The sequence below is a fragment of the Streptococcus mitis genome (assembly GCF_001281025.1).
Taxonomy (GTDB): domain Bacteria; phylum Bacillota; class Bacilli; order Lactobacillales; family Streptococcaceae; genus Streptococcus; species Streptococcus mitis_AK.
In genome coordinates, this window is the sequence record NZ_CP012646.1 from 425,657 (window position 1) to 442,308 (window position 16,652).

The window sequence follows — 16,652 nt, forward strand, 5'->3', positions numbered from 1 at the left end:
AAAAATATAGTTTATAATAAAAACATAGATAATAAAAATATCAAAAAATATAAAAAGGTGATGCGTTTATGAAAAGAAAACAGCAGTGGTATTTGGAACCTTTGCTCCGCTTCATCAAGGCCATATCGATCTGATCCAGCGAGCGAAACGTCAGTGTGACCAGGTCTGGGTAGTCGTTTCAGGCTACGAGGGAGACCGAGGGGAGCAGGTAGGCTTAACGCTTCAAAAACGATTTCGCTATATCCGAGAGGCTTTTCGGGATGACGAGTTAACCTCTGTCTGCAAGCTGGATGAGACTAACCTTCCCCGTTATCCTATAGGCTGGCAGGAGTGGTTGGACCAGATGTTAGCGGAGATTTCCTATGATGAAACCCAGCAGGAACTCATCTTCTTTGTAGGAGAAGCAGACTATCAGCAAGAATTGTCTAATCGTGGCTTTGAGACAGTCTTGCAAGAAAGAAAGTTTGGTATCTCAGCGACTATGATTCGAGAAAATCCAAGCAAATATTGGAAATATATTGCTCAACCCTTCCGACGTCAGTTTACAAAGAAAGTGTTGATTATGGGAAGTGCTAGCAATGGGAAGACCACTCTGGCTAAGGATTTGGCTAGGTATTACGATGCACCAGTTAGTTTGGAATACGCACGTGAGTACCAGATCAAAAACAATGTCCGCGACGATGAATTGACTCCAAAAGATTACTATTATCTCCTGTTGGGGCAGTATGACCAGACCTCTAAGTTAATTGATAGCAATGCCAATAGGGGACTGGTGATAGCAGACACCAACTCCTTAGTAACCAAGGGCTACTATGATTATTATATGGAGACTGAGGACCAAGGGGATTTATCAGGAGAGACTTTTGATAATCTCTTTGCCTCAATCTTGGCTAAGGAGAAATGGGACTTGATTCTCTTTGTGCAACCTGTCGGTTCCTATGTCAATGACGGATTTAGAGATATGACTATGGCAGAAGACCATATTCGTCATAGTTTTTCCCAGCATTTGGACCAGATGAGAGAGCGATATTTAACCACCATTCCACTAGTTTATCTAGCTGAAGATTACCTAGGCAATTATGAAGCAGCAAAAGTGGCTATTGATGCTATTTACCAAGCAGATTAGGAGAAAAATATGAAAAAACTAACTAAAAAAATCACACAATTTATCGAAAACTTTAAAAATGTCCATGCAGAAGCTCGTAAAATTGGTTTTGCAGGAATCATGCGCTTGCTATGGAAAGATCTCTTTGTCGGTCGCAGTCTTTTCCAGTGGTTGTATCTCATTGCCTTGTCAAGTGTTCCCTTGATCTTGGAATTCACGCAAAATACGGAAAGTCATGACTGGCTTAGCTTGTTTGCATCTTGGACTGGGATTGTCTGTGTTATCTTGGTGGCAGAAGGTCGTGCAAGCAACTATCTTTTTGGGGCTATTAACTCAGCTATCTATTTGGTTTTGGCCATGAATGCGACTTTTTATGGCGAAGTTTTGACGACAGTTTACTTCTTTGTCATGCAGCCGATTGGTCTCTATGCTTGGCTGTCCAACCGTATCAATGACCAAGGAAAAGTAGAAGAATCTCATTTTGAAGCTAAGAAATTATCTGTGCTTGACTGGCTCAAGTACTTGGCCTTGACTGCTATCATTTGGATTGGTATGGGCTTAGCTTACCAAAGTATCCATAGTGCTCGCCCTTTCCGCGATAGTGTTACCGATGCGACCAATGGTGTCGGTCAGCTCTTGATGACACGTCTCTACCGTGAGCAATGGATTTTCTGGATTGCAACTAATCTCTTTAGTATTTACCTCTGGTGGGGTGAAAACATCCACATCCAAGGGATGTACTGGGTTTACACACTCAATAGTCTAGTAGGTTGGTACCAATGGACCAAGGCAGTTCGTAAGGAGGCATAAAATGGCGGACACGATGATTCCAGAAGGGATGACAGAGAGAGAATATTTTGAAATCCATGCAAGTCAGGAAGAGTTTTTAGACTGGTACTACAAGCAGGAACTCCCTCAATACGAAAAACCAAGTGTGACGGTGGATATGGTAGCCTACTGCTTTGTCGAAGGAAAGATCAAACTCTTATTAATTCGTCGCAAGGCTCATCCATATCAAAATTGTTTAGCGCTAGTTGGAGGATTTATGGACAAGGGCGAAGATGCTGCGCATGCCTGTCAGCGTGAGGTGAGAGAAGAAGTCAATCTCGATCTTCCTTTGGAAAAAATTGAGCAATTGATGACCGTATCGATTCCCGGCCGTGACCCACGGGGCTGGACAGTGACCATTGCCCACTTGGTTTATTTGCCTAGTCGTGCATTAGACCTTGTTCAGGCAGGAGATGATGCCAAGGATATCGTTTTCGTAGATGTTGATTTTCAGACAGGCAAATGCTATCTAGAGGGAGTGGAGCTGGAGGAGCAAGCCTTCGCTTTTGATCATTATGCCATTATCCAAGAATCCATCAAACGAATCCAAGGCCGTCTCGACTGGAATCCGACCTTCCTTTATCTTCTGGAGGAGGAGTTCACTGTCTACGAAGGAACTGAACTGGTCAATCTTATCAACCCCGGTCGTCCAATCGTCAGCAATAACTTTCTCGTAAAATACGGAGAATATGTAGAAGAAGTTGGACTCAAACGAGTGCCTAAAAAGAAACCAAGAAAAACCTATCGATTGAAATAAAGAGGTCGGGAACTTTTCCCGACCTCTTTATTTGCCTTTATTAGTTTGATTTGCTGTTGCGACTGTTTTAGGGATGGCCATCTTTCTTAGAATTGCTCAACATGTGAGTAAAGAAGTCTTTGTATCGATACTTGAGATAGTTCTCATGTAAAAATAACAAGGCGATATAAACAATCAAAAAGATTGTAGTCAGATAAAACACATCAAATGCAGTTTGCGCATAGTAAGCGGCTGATTGATAAGAGCCAATTGCTCCCAAAATCAACCAAGGAAGATACTTATAATACTTATTTAGCATAAGAGTGCACCTCCTATATTCTATTTCAATGTTATTATATTCCTTTGCACTTAAAGGTGCAAGCGATTACACAAAAATAAATTCAAATTTTTAATAGGAAAATCTCCTGCTTTTCCGTTTTATTACGAATAGAAGAGTAGGAGGAGTAAATGTATCTAAAGTATTTAAGATTTTTAAAATAGTTTAGATAAATTGTTGACATATTTAAATCCCAGTGTTACAATTATATTACAAAAAGATTTCTTTATATTTCTAAAACATTACAAAGGAGTAGAAAAATGAAAAAGAAAACCTATATCAAATTTATGACAGCAACTGTATTGGCTTCAACCTTGCTATTAGGAGCTTGTGGAAATAAAAAGGAAACAACTCAAGCAAGCAGTTCTGCTAAGACAAGCCAATCCTCAAGTTCTAAAGCAGCTTCTGCTAGCAAAGAAAGCAAGACTCAGAAATCCTCAAGTTCAGCTTCATTTGAAAAGGCCAAGGCGTCTACTGATCAATCTTCAGCAACTGCAACGCCATCACAAGCGGCACCAGAACAAAGACAAGGTCAAGAAGTGGCTAATCAACAGGCGGCTAGTCAACAAACTCCTGCTCAGACTCCTTCAACTCAACAAGCTCCTCAAGCCCAGTCTAACCAATCAAGCTATGATCCTACAACTGACCGCAAACTTCAAGACAAGCAAGCAGAGCAAAATAAACGCTACAAGGGTGTTTTAACCATGGTAGATGGTGATTTCTCAGCTGCAGCGGGCAATTGGAAGGGAGCCAATGGCGAAACCATCACAGTTTCATCAGGTGGTCAATTTACAGTAGAATCTGCAGATGGAAAGAAAGAAAATTACTCTATCAAAGGCTATTCTTATACTCTTGATGATGGTAAGTATAATGCCAAAATTGGTGGAGGAAAAGTCATCCAAATTACAACAGGAGCGGATGGTAAGGTTTCCAGTGTTGCTTTGAGTCAATAATAAAATTTGGTGCTTTAACTTTTACTAGAAATCGTGCTGTAAAAGAGTGAGCCAACTGTTTTTCACTTAGTTTCTCCAAGAGAAAGTGGTATAATAAAAAAATCAAAGGAAAACGAGTGATAATACATGGCGGACAAATTAATCTTACCTCAAAACACACGACTGATGGGAGTATTTCTTGGATTTGTAGGTGGTTCTTTGGATGTGTTTTGCCATATTCAATACCATAGTTTGGTAGCGACACAGACAGGGAATATTCTCCTACTTATATCTGATTGGCATGACTCAAATGTTATTAATACGATGCTACGATTCTGCTCAATTATCTTCTTTTCTCTAGGATTTCTGTTTGCCCTACACATGAAAGAATACCGCAAAACGGCCTACTGGCGGGTTAAGATGTTGCTTCCTTTATTTATTGGGACACTTATTTTGCCTTTCTTTTCACGATTTCCTCTATTAGAAGTTCCTTTCATCGCTTTTGGAACAGGAATGATGATGCTAACATTTACAGGTAGCTTGATTGAAGATCATCCCTATGTCATTTTTATGACGTCTGGAAATTACCGAAAGATGTTGACCGCTTTGTATCGCATTGCTAGAAGAGAAGGAAATATCCAAGAATACCGTCGTCAAGCCTTAAATTATGGGATTGTTGTGGGAAGTTTCATAGTGGGGGCAATCAGCTTGGCTGTATTGATGCATTTTCTTCATGAATGGTCTGTTTGGATTATCAGTATCAACTTGTTTTTGATTATGTCCTACTATATAGCTAGAGTGAAGCAATTAGATTTACAAGATGAAAACATATAAAAAACGGCAAGATTCTTTTTGAGCTTTGCCGTTTTTGTGAGTTGTAGATGTGAGACTATGCTTTCTCCAATTGCAAGAGGGCTTCAATTTCTGCCAAAGTGCTAGCTTGTGAAATGGCTCCACGGAGTTTAGCTGCACCAGATGTTCCACGAAGGTAGTGAGGAGCGAGTCCACGGAATTCACGAACTGCGACGTTTTCTCCTTTGAGGTTAATCAAGCGTTTCAAGTGTTCGTAGGCGATTTTCATCTTATCTTCAAAGGTCAAATCAGGTAGGATTTTACCTACTAGAAGATTGTATCAGTTATATTTCGAAAGAAAAAAGAATAAATTTAACTATAAAACCTGTTTTATTGAATGAAAAAATGGTAGAATAAACATCAATATCAAGTGAAATGTGGAGTGTTGCAAACAATGAAGTCAAAAATGTTTCGATTTTATTTTGTTTTGTTATTTATTTTCTTTTTTTATTTTTCGTTTTCAATATTTAACCGAACGTACAGTGGAATCACCGTAGATAAACATGATAATGAGTGGATAGTTAGACAAGTCCATAATCTGGGAAGCTTTGCAAATCATCAAGAGATAATAGGGTCATCAATTATACAAATAGACGGTCAGAGTCCAGATAGTAATTTCTTATTATCTCGATTTTTAATTGTTGAACCGCTTCATTCTGTGACAGTGTTAGATAGAGGAATTTCAAAGAATTTAATAATAGAATCTGGGAAATCAAGCCAAATTATCTTTCTTGTTTTATCAATCATTGCTTTTCTGATTCTACTGTTATTTCGCTTATACATAAAAGGGAGAAGTAGAGGAAAAACTGGAAAACGATATTTTTATTTTATTATTTATACTAGTCTGATGTTATTATCGATTATTCCATCAAGTATAGGAGATGTATTTGGTCGTAGTCTATTAATTTCATACTTGACTTTATTTCCATTATTCATGGATATTTTCATTAGAGTGTTAGTCCTGAAGATAAAAGGTTCAACCATTTCTAACTTTTCTCGTATTATACTGGGCTATTCACTCATCACTCAACTTTTGTTTGTTTATAATCTTATACAGCCCATTGATTTTTTGACTATCTTTTTTTCTAGGGGGGTATTTTATTTAGTATTTTTCTTTTTAGTTATCCTGCTGTTAAAGATGCTTATAAGTTACTCTCAGATAAGAGAAATGTTGCCAATTCATACCTTATTTTTAGCAGTTCTTGCCTTATTTCCTCTATTTTTTGGATATATTTTTCCGATTGGTAAGGAAGTTTCGTTTATTTATAGTATTCCTCTATTGTTGCTTATTTTGTTCTCTATTGTAAATAACTTGATACTAGAGCGAATGATATATGTTGCTTGGAAGTGGAACCCGTTCATATATAACTTGATATTTGCCGTTTTTTTTACTAGTTTAATTATTCTTTTTAGTCTGTTATTAAGAGAATTTTCTCCAATTTTTTTCGTTCTTTACACTTTTCTTTTTTCGCTAGCTTTGTTACCTGAAATAAGAAAAATGATGTTGATTAGTCATAAAATGGAGGGAATCTTTAGTAGTTTTCATACTTTTGTAGCTACTGAATTGGAGAGGGAAGAAATTGCAACGTTTATACATGATACTACAATTCAGAAGGTTATTTATTATAAAAAGCAGTTAGAAATTAGTGAACAAATTAATAGGGTAGCTTTATTAGAGATGTTGGATGATATTGTCTTTGAATTAAGAGATTTATGTTCCAATATCTATCCCTTAATGGTGCATGAATTAGGGCTGAAAGAATCTATTACTAGCATATTAAACCAATTCATGAAGATGGAAACTGTTTCGATTATGACAACTTTTTCAATAGATGAAGAAAAAGTTAATGATAAAGTGGGCACGTTTATATTAAGGACAGTTAAAGAACTAGTAAATAATAGTATTCTTCATGGGAATGCTAGAGAAATTGCTGTAGATTTATCTACAAAAGAAAAGATTTTATCAATTGTAGTTATAGATGATGGTATTTTTAAGGGAAACTATCAGTCTAATGAATATCATTTTGGTTTAAATAGAATTGTAGAGAAGGTTCATTTATTGGGGGGAACTGTTCAGATAAATATAGAACCTACAAGTGTGAAGATACGAATACCTATAGAAGGGAAGAAAAATGATTCGTTTGGTTTTGATTGATGATCACAGTTTAGTATTACAAGGATTGGAGAACTATTTTTTAAAGGAAGATGACTTTAAAATTGTTGGTTCCTATACAGAAGTAGCAGATTTATTTCTTTGTCTCAAGCATGAAAAGGTAGATGTGCTAGTTATGGATTTTATGCTGAAAGGAGTAACGGCATTTGATGTTATTAGTCAAATAAATAGATTTCTGAATACAGTTCCCAAGATAGTTCTTTTATCAGGATTTTATGACACTTTGTTACATAAGAGAGCGATGGACTTTGGGATTCAAGCTTTTTTACCCAAAGAAAGTTCTTATTTGGATGTTAAAAGTGCAATTTATGCTGTTTATAAGGGCAATCATGTTATCCCAGATGGTTTGTTAGAAAAGCAAGAAAATAATCTATTGACAGATACGGAGTTAAGTGTATTGGAACTTATTGTAAAAGAATATTCTAATGAAAAGATAGCAAATAGTTTATTTGTCAGCAGGAGAACAGTAGATACCCATGTTTCAAATATTTGTTCAAAGTTGGGAGTGACGAGTAGAGTTGGAGCTGTACGTGAGGCTATTCGATTAAATCTAGTGTCTTTATAATTTTATCCTAAAAAGGCAAGAAGGTTTTCGTAAATTACGGATTCTTTCTTGTCTTTTTTTGTTTAATATAGAGTAAGTTTAACAGATTGGAGAAGGATATGCTAACAGTAGATTATTTACTTGGAGACAATAAAAATCGCTATTTTGGTAGAGGACATAAGAGAACGATTTATGAAGTTAAGTTGAAAAATATTTTAGAAGGGGTTGGGTCTCTTCATCAAGAAGGTTTGTGGTCTAGTAAACAATCTGAAATTATACAGCAGCACCTGAGTACATTAGATGGAATAGTATTAGCACATTTATTTGGAAGTGAAATACTGAAAAGAATGGGAGTGAGCTTAAATCAGTATAGGTTAAGCCATTTTGAGATAAAGTCAGGGATAAAAGCTATAGAAGAATTGGTAAATTTAAAATTAGAATTACAAAATTTCAAAATGACGAACCAAGTAATTGAATTTGATTGCTTGGTAATGGATATGAAAGTTTGTTTAGGATATCAATTATTAGAATGTATGGAAAATGTAGCTGCTATAGGAGAACAAGGTAGAGATTTTTTATCAACTCATTTGAGAGATAGACAACATGATATATACGATGTTGAGTTTTCAGATAGTAGTATATCTTGTAAAGCAGAGCAAGTATTGATCAAAGATATTGAATATAGTGGTGTAGGTAGTCTAGAAAAGAATTATTATAGTTTGTTAGAACTTCTGATTATTTTTTCTCAAATGGCAGAGATGTTGGCCTACCATATAGAAGAGATATCTCGAGAAGAGAGCAATACCATGTGGATGAAGCAAGTGAGTGCAGACTTGAATTCACCAATTTTGAACGGAGTAGTAGAGCTTAGTGGTAGTGTTTCAAAAAATAGATTATTAAAAATTAGAGAAGAGTATTGGAAAGTCTACGAAATGTCCGGATATGATATAGATCATAAGGTAGTCTTTAAAAGTAAAATAGCTCAAAAATTACCTGATGGAGGGGGACAGTGATGGGAAATAGAGAATTAAGGTTAGTCATATCAGGAACTTATTCTACAGGTAAGACAACAACTGCTACAGCTCTTTCGATTGCAACGGGACTTCCCTTAATTGACGCTTTATCTGCGAGGGAAATTTTGACAGATTTATATCCTGGCAGAAGATTTCAGGATATGTCATCAACCGAATTAATGGCACTAGGGCTAAAGCGTTTTGAAGAGAGAATTCGTACGGAAGGAATTTTATACAAGGAACATGGAAGTTTTCTATCAGATGGTTCAGTATTGAATGAATGGATTTACGGGACTGTTCGAATGAGGGTAGGAATTAACCCAGGATCAGCATTCATTCATCGATTGATGAAATCTATTTTAGGTATTCCAGGTCGACGATTTTTCAAAAAATATTTGACTGCCTATGGGGTTGTCTCTAAGAATCATGCGAAATTGTGGTATACAGATGTTGTTCATTTACCAGTAGAGTTTGCAATGGATCCAGATGGGCATAGACCAGTATCTGAAGAGTATCGAAATTTATCAGATGAGGAATTATATGAAGCTTATAGGAATTTAGGTATAACACCTTATTGTGTAAAAGGTAGTCAGAAAGAACGGTTAAATCAGATCATTCAACATTATAGGTTGCCAATAGTTGTTCCAGTAGATGAGGCTATTTCCTTAGCTGAAAAGGTTATACGAGAAAACAGGGAAGCGGTATCTAAACGTATCATAGAGCAGTATGAAGAGCCTACATTAAAGGAAAAAATAAAATTTATGACAAGATATTAGGAGTATGTATGATTCAGTTTCAAAATGTTAGTAAGATTTATAAGGTGGGGGAGCAAGAAGTTCGTGCTTTAGATCAAGTTAGTTTTTCCATTGAGAAAGGGAAATTTACAGTTATTTTAGGTCCATCAGGTTCAGGGAAAAGTACGTTACTAAATTTACTTGGTGGGATGGATCGTGCGACATCGGGAACCTTTATATTTGATGAGGAACTAGTAACAAAATTTACAGACAAGGAATTATCTGCTTATCGAAAAGATAAAATTGGTTTTGTTTTTCAATTTTATAACTTAGTTCCAAGTTTAACAGCCAAGGAGAATATAGGTATTGCAGCAAATTTAGTGAAAAACAATAAAGAAATTGATATGTATTTAGATCAAGTTGGTTTACTTCATAGAAAAAATAATTTTCCTAATCAACTTTCTGGAGGTGAAATGCAACGTGTATCAATTGCAAGGGCATTGGCTAAAGAGCCTAGTCTATTATTGTGTGATGAACCTACAGGAGCGTTAGATTCAAAGACAGGCGATAGTATTTTAACTTTATTGAAGGAAGTTTCTAGAAATGGGAATGCTGCAGTTGTAATGGTTACACACAATAGAGAGTTTGCTAAATTTGCAGATCGAGTTATATATTTGAAAGATGGAAGTATTGAAAAAATAGAGAATAATGAAGAGGTGTTGGGATGAGGTATCTTCATATAAAATTATTAAGAGATCTCCGGCAAAATTGGCAACAATTTTTCTCTGTTTTTCTGATGTCTCTATTAAGTGTATTAATCTTTGTAGGTCTACAAGGAGCTTGGCATGGACTTGAAAAGAGTCTAGAGAGTTATTTGAAACAATCTGAACTTCCTGTTGTTTGGGTTCAAGCGAGACAGATTGCTGAATCAAAAATCAAGCAGGTTGAACAATTATCTTCTGTTGAAAAAGTTGTCAGTAAAAAGAAAGGCTTTGCTAATATTGTTCGTTTAGACAAGACTGACGGACGAATCAATCTTGAAACGATTACAGATAATCAACTGGTTACAGTAACAGAAGGAAGTCCTTTTTCTGAGGGAAAACAAGATTCGATTTGGATTGATGGGAATTATGCGAAGAAGAATCATTTACAGATTGGAGATTCAATTTCTATTTCATCAAGGGGGAAACAGATAGATTTAGAAATTGTAGGATTTGTTCAGGCAACAGATAAGATTTATTTTACAGGTAGTATGGAATATATAGCTCCAAATCCTGACAATGATGCCTATGGTTATATTGCAGATAATGAAATTGCAAAAGGAATTCTGGGTTTATCGTCAGATAATGCCTTAGAAATTTATGGCTCTAAGATAGATTTGCGAGGAGATTTAGAGTCTATTTTTGGGGGCGATTTAGTTTCTTATCAAGATCAAAAAAGTTTAACTGAAATATCAGAAGCTACCGATCGAGTTGGGCAAATTAGAAACTTATCTTACTTATTTTCTTTTATCTTTATTTTGTTAGCTATTTTGGCTATGTTTACAACTATTCAGCGTTTGATTGATGGCCAAACAAAAGAGATTGCTGTATTAAAGGCTTTAGGTTTTTCAAATCAGGCTATCAGTTTACATTATATTTTATTTGGCTTAGTAGTGAGTTTATTAGGAAGTTTCACAGGATTTACTATATCTCCCTTGATGTCATGGTTTGTACTAGAAACTCAAAAGTCAATGTTTACACTTCCAAATTGGCAAATCTCTTATTCATCTTCATCAATAGTCGTTGGTATTGTAGTCATTATTATTTGTATTTTAGCTGCCTATTTAGCTTCTAGAGAGTCAGCTAGAGGCTTACCAGCAATATTTTTAAGAGGTAAAGAAAAAGTTGCTAAATCTGTCTTTGTGGAAAGATTTTCCTCTATCTGGCAACGGATTTCTTATCCTTCAAGATGGGCAATTCGGGATGCCTCGTTTAATCGTATTCGAGTTTTGATGGGAATCGTGGGAGTTGCAGGAAGTATGATGTTACTGATTGCTGGAATTGGTATGCCTGTGTCCATGAATCATCTTGTTGATAAGGCATATAATGAAGATTTTTCTTATTCAAAACGACTGACCGTAGCGGATTATACCACTTCTAAGTCCAGATATGGTGGGCAAGGTGTACAAATTTCACAAGCACATTTTAATCCAGATGATGGTTACAATCGTTTATTGATTATATTTGATGATGGAGATATGATTCAAGCAAAAACAGAGAGTGCTGATTCTTTGAAAGATGATGGTTTGTATGTAACTAGATCATTTGCCCGTTTAGCAGGTATTAAAGTCGGAGATTTTTTAAATGTGACTCCCTATCAAGATGGTCATACTTACAAGTTTGAAGTAAAAGGGATTGTCACAAGTGAAACCAATCAAGGGGCTTATCTTCATGCTAGAGTCTTTGAAAAAGCAGGGGGAGATTTTACTCCACATACTTTATTAGTTGGGCCGGAGGTGGACGAAGATACTATTAAGCAAGACAAAGGTGTTCTATCTGTCATTGAAAAAGGGAGCCAAGAAAAAAATGCCTATGATTTTGTATCTAGTTTGATGAGTGTATTTCTAATGATTATTGGCTTTGCTTTATTACTTGTTATTATTGTTCTATATAATCTAGGTTCTTTAAACTTTGTAGAGAGAATGAGAGACTATGCTACATTACAAGTATTAGGATTTTCTAATCAATATCTACAGATGGTAACTCTTTTTGAGACTATACTAACTACCTTTATTGGGTGGATAATAGGAATTCCTTTAGGCATATGGTTTTTGAAAGAATATGTAGCAACATTTTCGACGATTCGAATTGAGTATACCGCTTATGTCAGTATGTATGTCCTTGCTTCTGCTACGTTATTGGTTTGGTTTACATCTTTAGGGACTGCTTATTTTATTAGTCTTCGTATGAGAAAGATTGACATGATTAGTGCTCTAAAGGGGGTAGACTAGTATGGTCAGTTATGAGTGAATCTATAGACATTTATGAATAATTGTTAATCATCAGTTCTAATACTCAATGAAAATCAAAGAGCAAACTAGGAAGCTAGCCGCAGGCTGCTCAAAGCACTGCTTTGAGGTTGTAGATAGAACTGACGAAGTCAGCTCAAAACACTGTTTTGAGGTTGTGGATAGAACTGACGAAGTCAGTAACCATACCTACGGTAAGGCGATGCTGACGTGGTTTGAAGAGATTTTCGAAGAGTATAAGGTCCAAATTTATCTATTTGTGTTTCGGTTCACTGCATTACTGCATTCAAAATCCGTCAGCTCAATAAGAGTTGACGGATTATTTTATACTTGTACTTGGGTTAAAAATTCTTCTGTAGTAAGAATTTGAGCAAACTCATCTTGTAGAGAAAGGAGATTAATCTCATGGATAGTCTCAGGAGAGATGGTCTGACCGTTTTTGTTAGATAGGGTAAAACTGGCAGTGGCATCTGCTAGTAAAGTGACTTCAAAACCAAGATTTGCTGCCATTCGTGTCGTAGTGGATATACAATGAGGCAGAGTCAAACCAACAACGACTAAATGACAAATCTGTTTTTTTCGTAAATATGTTTCAAGATTTGTTCCAATAAAGGCGCTATTAACCGTTTTTTGAAAGACAGGTTCTGAGGTGATCGGTTCAAATCCACTTTTAAACACCTGATTTTGTTTGTTATGAAATTGCGACTGGGGATTGTCAGATATGTGTTGAACATGTAAGACTGGAAGAGCGTGTTTACGAAAGTACGCCAGTACCCTCAATGCTTGTTGTTCAGCTTGAGGGTTGTTCCGTTCTCCCCAGATAGGTCTATTAAATGCTTTTTGCATATCGATAATCAGTAGAGCAGTATGAACCATTTTAAGCCTTATCCAATTGTAAGAGGGCTTCAATCTCTGCTAGGGTGCTAGCTTGTGAAATGGCTCCACGAAGTTTGGCAGCACCAGATGTTCCACGGAGGTAGTGAGGAGCGAGTCCTCGGAATTCACGTACTGCAACATTTTCTCCCTTGAGATTAATCAAGCGTTTCAAGTGTTCGTAGGCGATTTTCATCTTATCTTCAAAGGTCAAATCAGGCAGGATTTCTCCTGTTTCAAAGTAATGGTTGATTTGGTTGAAGAGGTAAGGATTGCCCATAGCAGCTCGTCCAATCATGACAGCGTCAGCACCAACTTCTTCGATGCGTTGTTTGGCTTCTTGGACCGTACGGATGTCACCGTTAGCGATAAATGGAATCTTGGTCAAAGCTTGAGCGACCTTGTGAAGGGTCTCAAGGTCTGCGTGACCTGTATACATTTGCTCACGGGTACGACCATGCATGGCGAGGGCAGAAACGCCTGCAGCTTCAGCAGCGAGGGCATTTTCTACTGCAAGAGACGGGTCAGCCCAGCCTGTACGCATTTTGACAGTAAGGGGGATATCAAGGACAGATTGGACCTTGTTGATGATAGAGTAAATCTTATCTGGATCCTTGAGCCACATAGCGCCAGCTTCGTTCTTCACGATTTTGTTAACTGGGCAGCCCATGTTGATATCAACAATATCGGTTTTGGTGTTTTCTTGGATGAATTCTGCTGCGCGTGCTAGGCTGTCTTCATCACTACCAAATAGTTGGATAGAGACAGGGTTTTCGCCTTCATCGATATGAAGCATATGCAGGGTTTTTTCATTGTTGTATTGGATTCCCTTGTCAGAGACCATTTCCATGACAACGAGTCCAGCTCCGAGCTCTTTTGCGATAGTACGAAAGGCTGAGTTAGTCACGCCAGCCATGGGTGCTAAAACGGTACGATTGGGAATCTCAACATTGCCAATCATAAAGGGTGTATTAAGATTTGTCACGAATGAGTTCCTCCAGGTCGTTTTCATCAAAGTTATAAGTTGTTTGGCAGAATTGACAAGTGATTTCTGCCCCATGGTCTTCCTCTTTCATTTCCTGTAGGTCTGAACTTGGAAGGCTGGCAAGAGCGTTCATAAAGCGCTCATGGCTACAGTCACATTGGAAACGGATTTCTTCTTCAGAAAGACGCTTATAAGCCTCGTCACCGTAGATTGCCTTGAGGAGGGCTTCGATATGGTCGTCGCTTTCCAGAAGGGTTGAGATAGCTGGCATTTCTTGGATGCGTTTTTCAAAGCGAGCAATCTCTTCTTCCTTGGCTCCCGGCAAGACCTGAACTAGGAAACCACCCGCAACCTTGACCTTGTCTTCCTCGTCCAAAAGGACATTGAGGCCGACTGCAGAAGGCGTTTGTTGGCTTTCAGTCAGGTAAAAGGCAAGGTCTTCACCGATTTCCCCAGAAATGAGGGGAGTCATAGAGTTGTAAGGATTTCCAGTACCGTAGTCTGTGATAACGAGGAATTGGCCATTGCCGACAAAAGGTCCGACTAGGACTTCACCAGTTGCAGTCTTTTTGATGTCAACACCAGGATTTTGAACATAGCCTTTGACGTTCCCCTTGGTATCAGCAACGGTGATGATAGCACCTAGAGAGCTAGATCCCAGTACCTTCACTGTTAGTTTGGTATTGCCTTTTTCATTGGCTGCGAGAATCTGGCTAGCGATAAGAGTTCGACCAAGTGCTACAGTTGAGCTAGCTTGGGTTTGGTGTTTTTCTTGAGCAGTGCGGACTGTTTCTGTGCTGTCAAGGACAAAAGCACGAAAGGCTCCGCTTTCTGATATAGTTTTAATAATTTTATCCATAGCTACTATTTTAGCATAAAAATGCCCAAAGGGGGAGCCGTGTGTTTGCTGATTTTCAGGATAATGGACCAGGAAATCAGCATGAAAATAAAAAGAGAAACAGATTATTTCAGCATTTGTAAGATTTATGCTATGCTTAAGGTAGAAAATGAAAGGGGTAACAAATGTATTTAGGAGATTTGATGGAAAAGGCTGAATCTGGCCAATTTTCAATCCTTTCCTTTCTATTACAAGAGTCTCAGACGACTGTCAAGGCTGTAATGGAGGAAACAGGATTTTCAAAAGCAACCCTAACCAAATATGTCACCCTGCTCAATGATAAGGCTTCGGACAGTGGTTTAGAGCTAAACATCTCCTTAGAAGATGAAAATCTGCGTCTATCGATCGGTGCAACTACCAAGGGAAGAGATATCCGAAGCTTATTTTTGGAGAATGCTGTTAAATACCAGATTTTGGTCTATCTTCTCTACCACCAACAGTTTTTAGCCCATCAGCTGGCTCAAGAATTGATGATTAGCGAGGCTACACTTGGTCGTCACTTAGCTAGCTTGAATCATATTTTGTCAGAGTTTGACTTATCCATCCAAAATGGTCGTTGGCGAGGTCCAGAGCATCAGATTCGCTATTTCTATTTCTGTCTTTTTCGCAAGGTTTGGTCCAGTCAGGAATGGGAAGGTCACATGCAGAAACCAGAGAGAAAACAGGAGATTGCCACTTTAGAGGAAATCTGCGGTGCGAGTTTGTCTTCGGGGCAGAAATTGGATTTGGTTCTCTGGGCTCACATTAGTCAACAGCGTCTTCGGGTCAATGCTTGTCAGTTTCAAGTGATAGAAGAGAAAATGCGGGGGTATTTTGACAATATTTTCTACCTTCGTTTGCATCGAAAGGCTCCGTCATTTTTCGCTGGACAACACCTTCCTCTAGGAACTGAGGATGGGGAGATGATGATTTTCTTCTCTTTCCTCCTATCTCATCGCATTCTTCCTCTTCATACTATGGAGTATATCCTTGGTTTTGGAGGGCAGTTGGCAGATTTGCTGACGCAATTGATTCAAGAAATGAAGAAGGAGGAACTATTGGGGGACTATACAGAGGACCATGTCACTTATGAACTCAGTCAGCTTTGTGCTCAAGTCTATCTCTATAAGGGCTATATTTTACAGGACCGCTACAAGTACCAGTTGGAGAATCGTCATCCCTATTTGCTGATGGAACATGATTTTAGGGGAACGGCAGAGGAGATTTTTCGTGCCTTGCCTGCCTTTCATCAGGGGACGGATTTGGATAAGAAGATTCTCTGGGAATGGCTTCAGTTAATGGAATATATGGCTGAAAATGGTGGTCAGCATATGCGGATTGGTCTGGATTTGACATCTGGTTTTCTTGTCTTTTCAAGGATGGCATCCATTTTGAAACGATATTTGGAATACAATCGTTTTATTACCATTGAAGCCTATGACCGAACTCGATATTATGATTTGCTGGTTACCAATAACCCGATTCATAAGAAGGAACAAACACCAGTCTATTATTTAAAAAATGACTTGGATATGGAAGATTTGGCGGCTATTCGTCAGTTATTATTCACTTAAAAGGCTTGGTCGTTCCAGGTCTTTTTTGTGAAATTCACACAATCTCCTCACATTTTTTAAAAAATTAAAAAAAGTTGAT

General features: G+C 37.6%; 16 protein-coding genes and 1 pseudogene. 12 read left to right on the forward strand and 5 right to left on the reverse strand.

Going from position 1 to position 16,652, the window contains the following annotated elements; genetic code table 11:
* Positions 1–85: 85 nt before the first annotated feature.
* Genes RN80_RS02245 through RN80_RS02255 form a run of 3 tightly spaced genes read left to right on the forward strand, consistent with a single transcriptional unit; the run spans position 86 to position 2,690 of the window.
* A complete protein-coding gene (locus RN80_RS02245; protein ID WP_060627342.1) occupies positions 86–1,126 on the forward strand; it encodes an AAA family ATPase in 1,041 nt (346 codons plus the stop codon).
* 9 nt (positions 1,127–1,135) lie between these two features.
* Entirely contained in the window at positions 1,136–1,915 is a 780-nt protein-coding gene (gene pnuC / locus RN80_RS02250) for a nicotinamide riboside transporter PnuC (RefSeq protein ID WP_060627343.1), read from the forward strand.
* Between the two features lies 1 nt (position 1,916).
* Positions 1,917–2,690: an NUDIX domain-containing protein gene (locus RN80_RS02255; protein ID WP_060627344.1), complete on the forward strand. Its 774-nt coding sequence runs from the start codon at positions 1,917–1,919 to the stop codon at positions 2,688–2,690.
* Between the two features lie 67 nt (positions 2,691–2,757).
* Here RN80_RS02255 and RN80_RS02260 read toward each other — a convergent pair whose 3' ends face one another.
* Complete coding sequence (locus RN80_RS02260) at positions 2,758–2,988, reverse strand: hypothetical protein (protein ID WP_049543241.1); 231 nt, start codon at positions 2,986–2,988, stop codon at positions 2,758–2,760.
* A 278-nt stretch (positions 2,989–3,266) separates the two neighbouring features.
* Between RN80_RS02260 and RN80_RS02265 the strand changes: the two genes are divergently transcribed.
* Together RN80_RS02265 and RN80_RS02270 are read left to right on the forward strand one after the other, a co-directional pair.
* A complete protein-coding gene (locus RN80_RS02265) occupies positions 3,267–3,959 on the forward strand; it encodes a hypothetical protein (protein WP_060627345.1) in 693 nt (230 codons plus the stop codon).
* A 126-nt stretch (positions 3,960–4,085) separates the two neighbouring features.
* The gene (locus RN80_RS02270) at positions 4,086–4,772 is read left to right on the forward strand and encodes a YoaK family protein (protein WP_060627346.1); all 687 of its coding nucleotides are present in this window, start codon (positions 4,086–4,088) and stop codon (positions 4,770–4,772) included.
* Between the two features lie 55 nt (positions 4,773–4,827).
* On the opposite strand, the pseudogene RN80_RS02275 reads toward RN80_RS02270, so the two are convergent.
* Positions 4,828–5,055: pseudogene (locus tag RN80_RS02275) on the reverse strand (tRNA dihydrouridine synthase DusB); the annotation flags it as partial.
* A 129-nt stretch (positions 5,056–5,184) separates the two neighbouring features.
* On the opposite strand from RN80_RS02275, the gene RN80_RS02280 reads away from it, so the two are divergent.
* The 6 genes from RN80_RS02280 to RN80_RS02305 all read left to right on the forward strand — a co-directional run bounded on the left by RN80_RS02280 (position 5,185) and on the right by RN80_RS02305 (position 12,246).
* Complete coding sequence (locus RN80_RS02280) at positions 5,185–6,945, forward strand: sensor histidine kinase (RefSeq protein ID WP_060627347.1); 1,761 nt, start codon at positions 5,185–5,187, stop codon at positions 6,943–6,945.
* Positions 6,923–7,528, forward strand: a complete 606-nt coding sequence (locus tag RN80_RS02285; RefSeq protein WP_049543233.1) for a response regulator transcription factor — start codon at positions 6,923–6,925, stop codon at positions 7,526–7,528. Before RN80_RS02280 ends, RN80_RS02285 begins: the two co-directional genes overlap by 23 nt.
* A 98-nt stretch (positions 7,529–7,626) precedes the next feature.
* Positions 7,627–8,520 (forward strand): AvrD family protein, encoded by an 894-nt coding sequence (locus tag RN80_RS02290; protein ID WP_049543232.1) that lies wholly within the window; start codon positions 7,627–7,629, stop codon positions 8,518–8,520.
* A complete protein-coding gene (locus tag RN80_RS02295) occupies positions 8,520–9,296 on the forward strand; it encodes an AAA family ATPase (RefSeq protein ID WP_033689554.1) in 777 nt (258 codons plus the stop codon). Before RN80_RS02290 ends, RN80_RS02295 begins: the two co-directional genes overlap by 1 nt.
* Before the next feature lie 8 nt (positions 9,297–9,304).
* Complete coding sequence (locus tag RN80_RS02300) at positions 9,305–9,982, forward strand: ABC transporter ATP-binding protein (protein WP_033689553.1); 678 nt, start codon at positions 9,305–9,307, stop codon at positions 9,980–9,982.
* Positions 9,979–12,246, forward strand: a complete 2,268-nt coding sequence (locus RN80_RS02305; protein ID WP_060627348.1) for an ABC transporter permease — start codon at positions 9,979–9,981, stop codon at positions 12,244–12,246. Before RN80_RS02300 ends, RN80_RS02305 begins: the two co-directional genes overlap by 4 nt.
* 342 nt (positions 12,247–12,588) lie before the next feature.
* Here the strand turns inward: RN80_RS02305 and RN80_RS02315 are convergent, their stop codons facing one another.
* The 3 genes from RN80_RS02315 to hslO are packed head-to-tail and all read right to left on the reverse strand — an operon-like array spanning position 12,589 to position 14,981.
* Positions 12,589–13,140 carry a cysteine hydrolase family protein gene (locus RN80_RS02315; RefSeq protein ID WP_033689549.1) on the reverse strand — a complete coding sequence of 184 codons (552 nt, stop codon included), beginning with the start codon at positions 13,138–13,140 and terminating at the stop codon, positions 12,589–12,591.
* A 1-nt stretch (position 13,141) separates the two neighbouring features.
* Complete coding sequence (gene dusB, locus RN80_RS02320; RefSeq protein ID WP_000183308.1) at positions 13,142–14,122, reverse strand: tRNA dihydrouridine synthase DusB; 981 nt, start codon at positions 14,120–14,122, stop codon at positions 13,142–13,144.
* Positions 14,109–14,981, reverse strand: coding sequence for an Hsp33 family molecular chaperone HslO (hslO, locus tag RN80_RS02325; RefSeq protein WP_031227923.1), 873 nt, complete (start codon positions 14,979–14,981; stop codon positions 14,109–14,111). Before hslO ends, dusB begins: the two co-directional genes overlap by 14 nt.
* Before the next feature lie 164 nt (positions 14,982–15,145).
* Here hslO and RN80_RS02330 point away from each other — a divergent pair, with 164 nt between their 5' ends.
* Positions 15,146–16,573 (forward strand): AcpB/EbpR/MafR family transcriptional regulator, encoded by a 1,428-nt coding sequence (locus RN80_RS02330; protein WP_060627349.1) that lies wholly within the window; start codon positions 15,146–15,148, stop codon positions 16,571–16,573.
* Positions 16,574–16,652 lie beyond the last annotated feature (79 nt).

Excerpts from the sequence above, each read along its gene's own strand:
- pnuC (WP_060627343.1), top strand. The coding sequence starts at position 1,136 with ATGAAAAAACTAACTAAAAAAATCACACAATTTATCGAAAACTTTAAA.
- RN80_RS02255 (WP_060627344.1), top strand. The coding sequence starts at position 1,917 with ATGGCGGACACGATGATTCCAGAAGGGATGACAGAGAGAGAATATTTT.
- RN80_RS02260 (WP_049543241.1), bottom strand. The coding sequence starts at position 2,988 with ATGCTAAATAAGTATTATAAGTATCTTCCTTGGTTGATTTTGGGAGCA.
- RN80_RS02265 (WP_060627345.1), top strand. The coding sequence starts at position 3,267 with ATGAAAAAGAAAACCTATATCAAATTTATGACAGCAACTGTATTGGCT.
- RN80_RS02270 (WP_060627346.1), top strand. The coding sequence starts at position 4,086 with ATGGCGGACAAATTAATCTTACCTCAAAACACACGACTGATGGGAGTA.
- RN80_RS02280 (WP_060627347.1), top strand. The coding sequence starts at position 5,185 with ATGAAGTCAAAAATGTTTCGATTTTATTTTGTTTTGTTATTTATTTTC.
- RN80_RS02285 (WP_049543233.1), top strand. The coding sequence starts at position 6,923 with ATGATTCGTTTGGTTTTGATTGATGATCACAGTTTAGTATTACAAGGA.
- RN80_RS02290 (WP_049543232.1), top strand. The coding sequence starts at position 7,627 with ATGCTAACAGTAGATTATTTACTTGGAGACAATAAAAATCGCTATTTT.
- RN80_RS02295 (WP_033689554.1), top strand. The coding sequence starts at position 8,520 with ATGGGAAATAGAGAATTAAGGTTAGTCATATCAGGAACTTATTCTACA.
- RN80_RS02300 (WP_033689553.1), top strand. The coding sequence starts at position 9,305 with ATGATTCAGTTTCAAAATGTTAGTAAGATTTATAAGGTGGGGGAGCAA.
- RN80_RS02305 (WP_060627348.1), top strand. The coding sequence starts at position 9,979 with ATGAGGTATCTTCATATAAAATTATTAAGAGATCTCCGGCAAAATTGG.
- RN80_RS02315 (WP_033689549.1), bottom strand. The coding sequence starts at position 13,140 with ATGGTTCATACTGCTCTACTGATTATCGATATGCAAAAAGCATTTAAT.
- hslO (WP_031227923.1), bottom strand. The coding sequence starts at position 14,981 with ATGGATAAAATTATTAAAACTATATCAGAAAGCGGAGCCTTTCGTGCT.
- RN80_RS02330 (WP_060627349.1), top strand. The coding sequence starts at position 15,146 with ATGTATTTAGGAGATTTGATGGAAAAGGCTGAATCTGGCCAATTTTCA.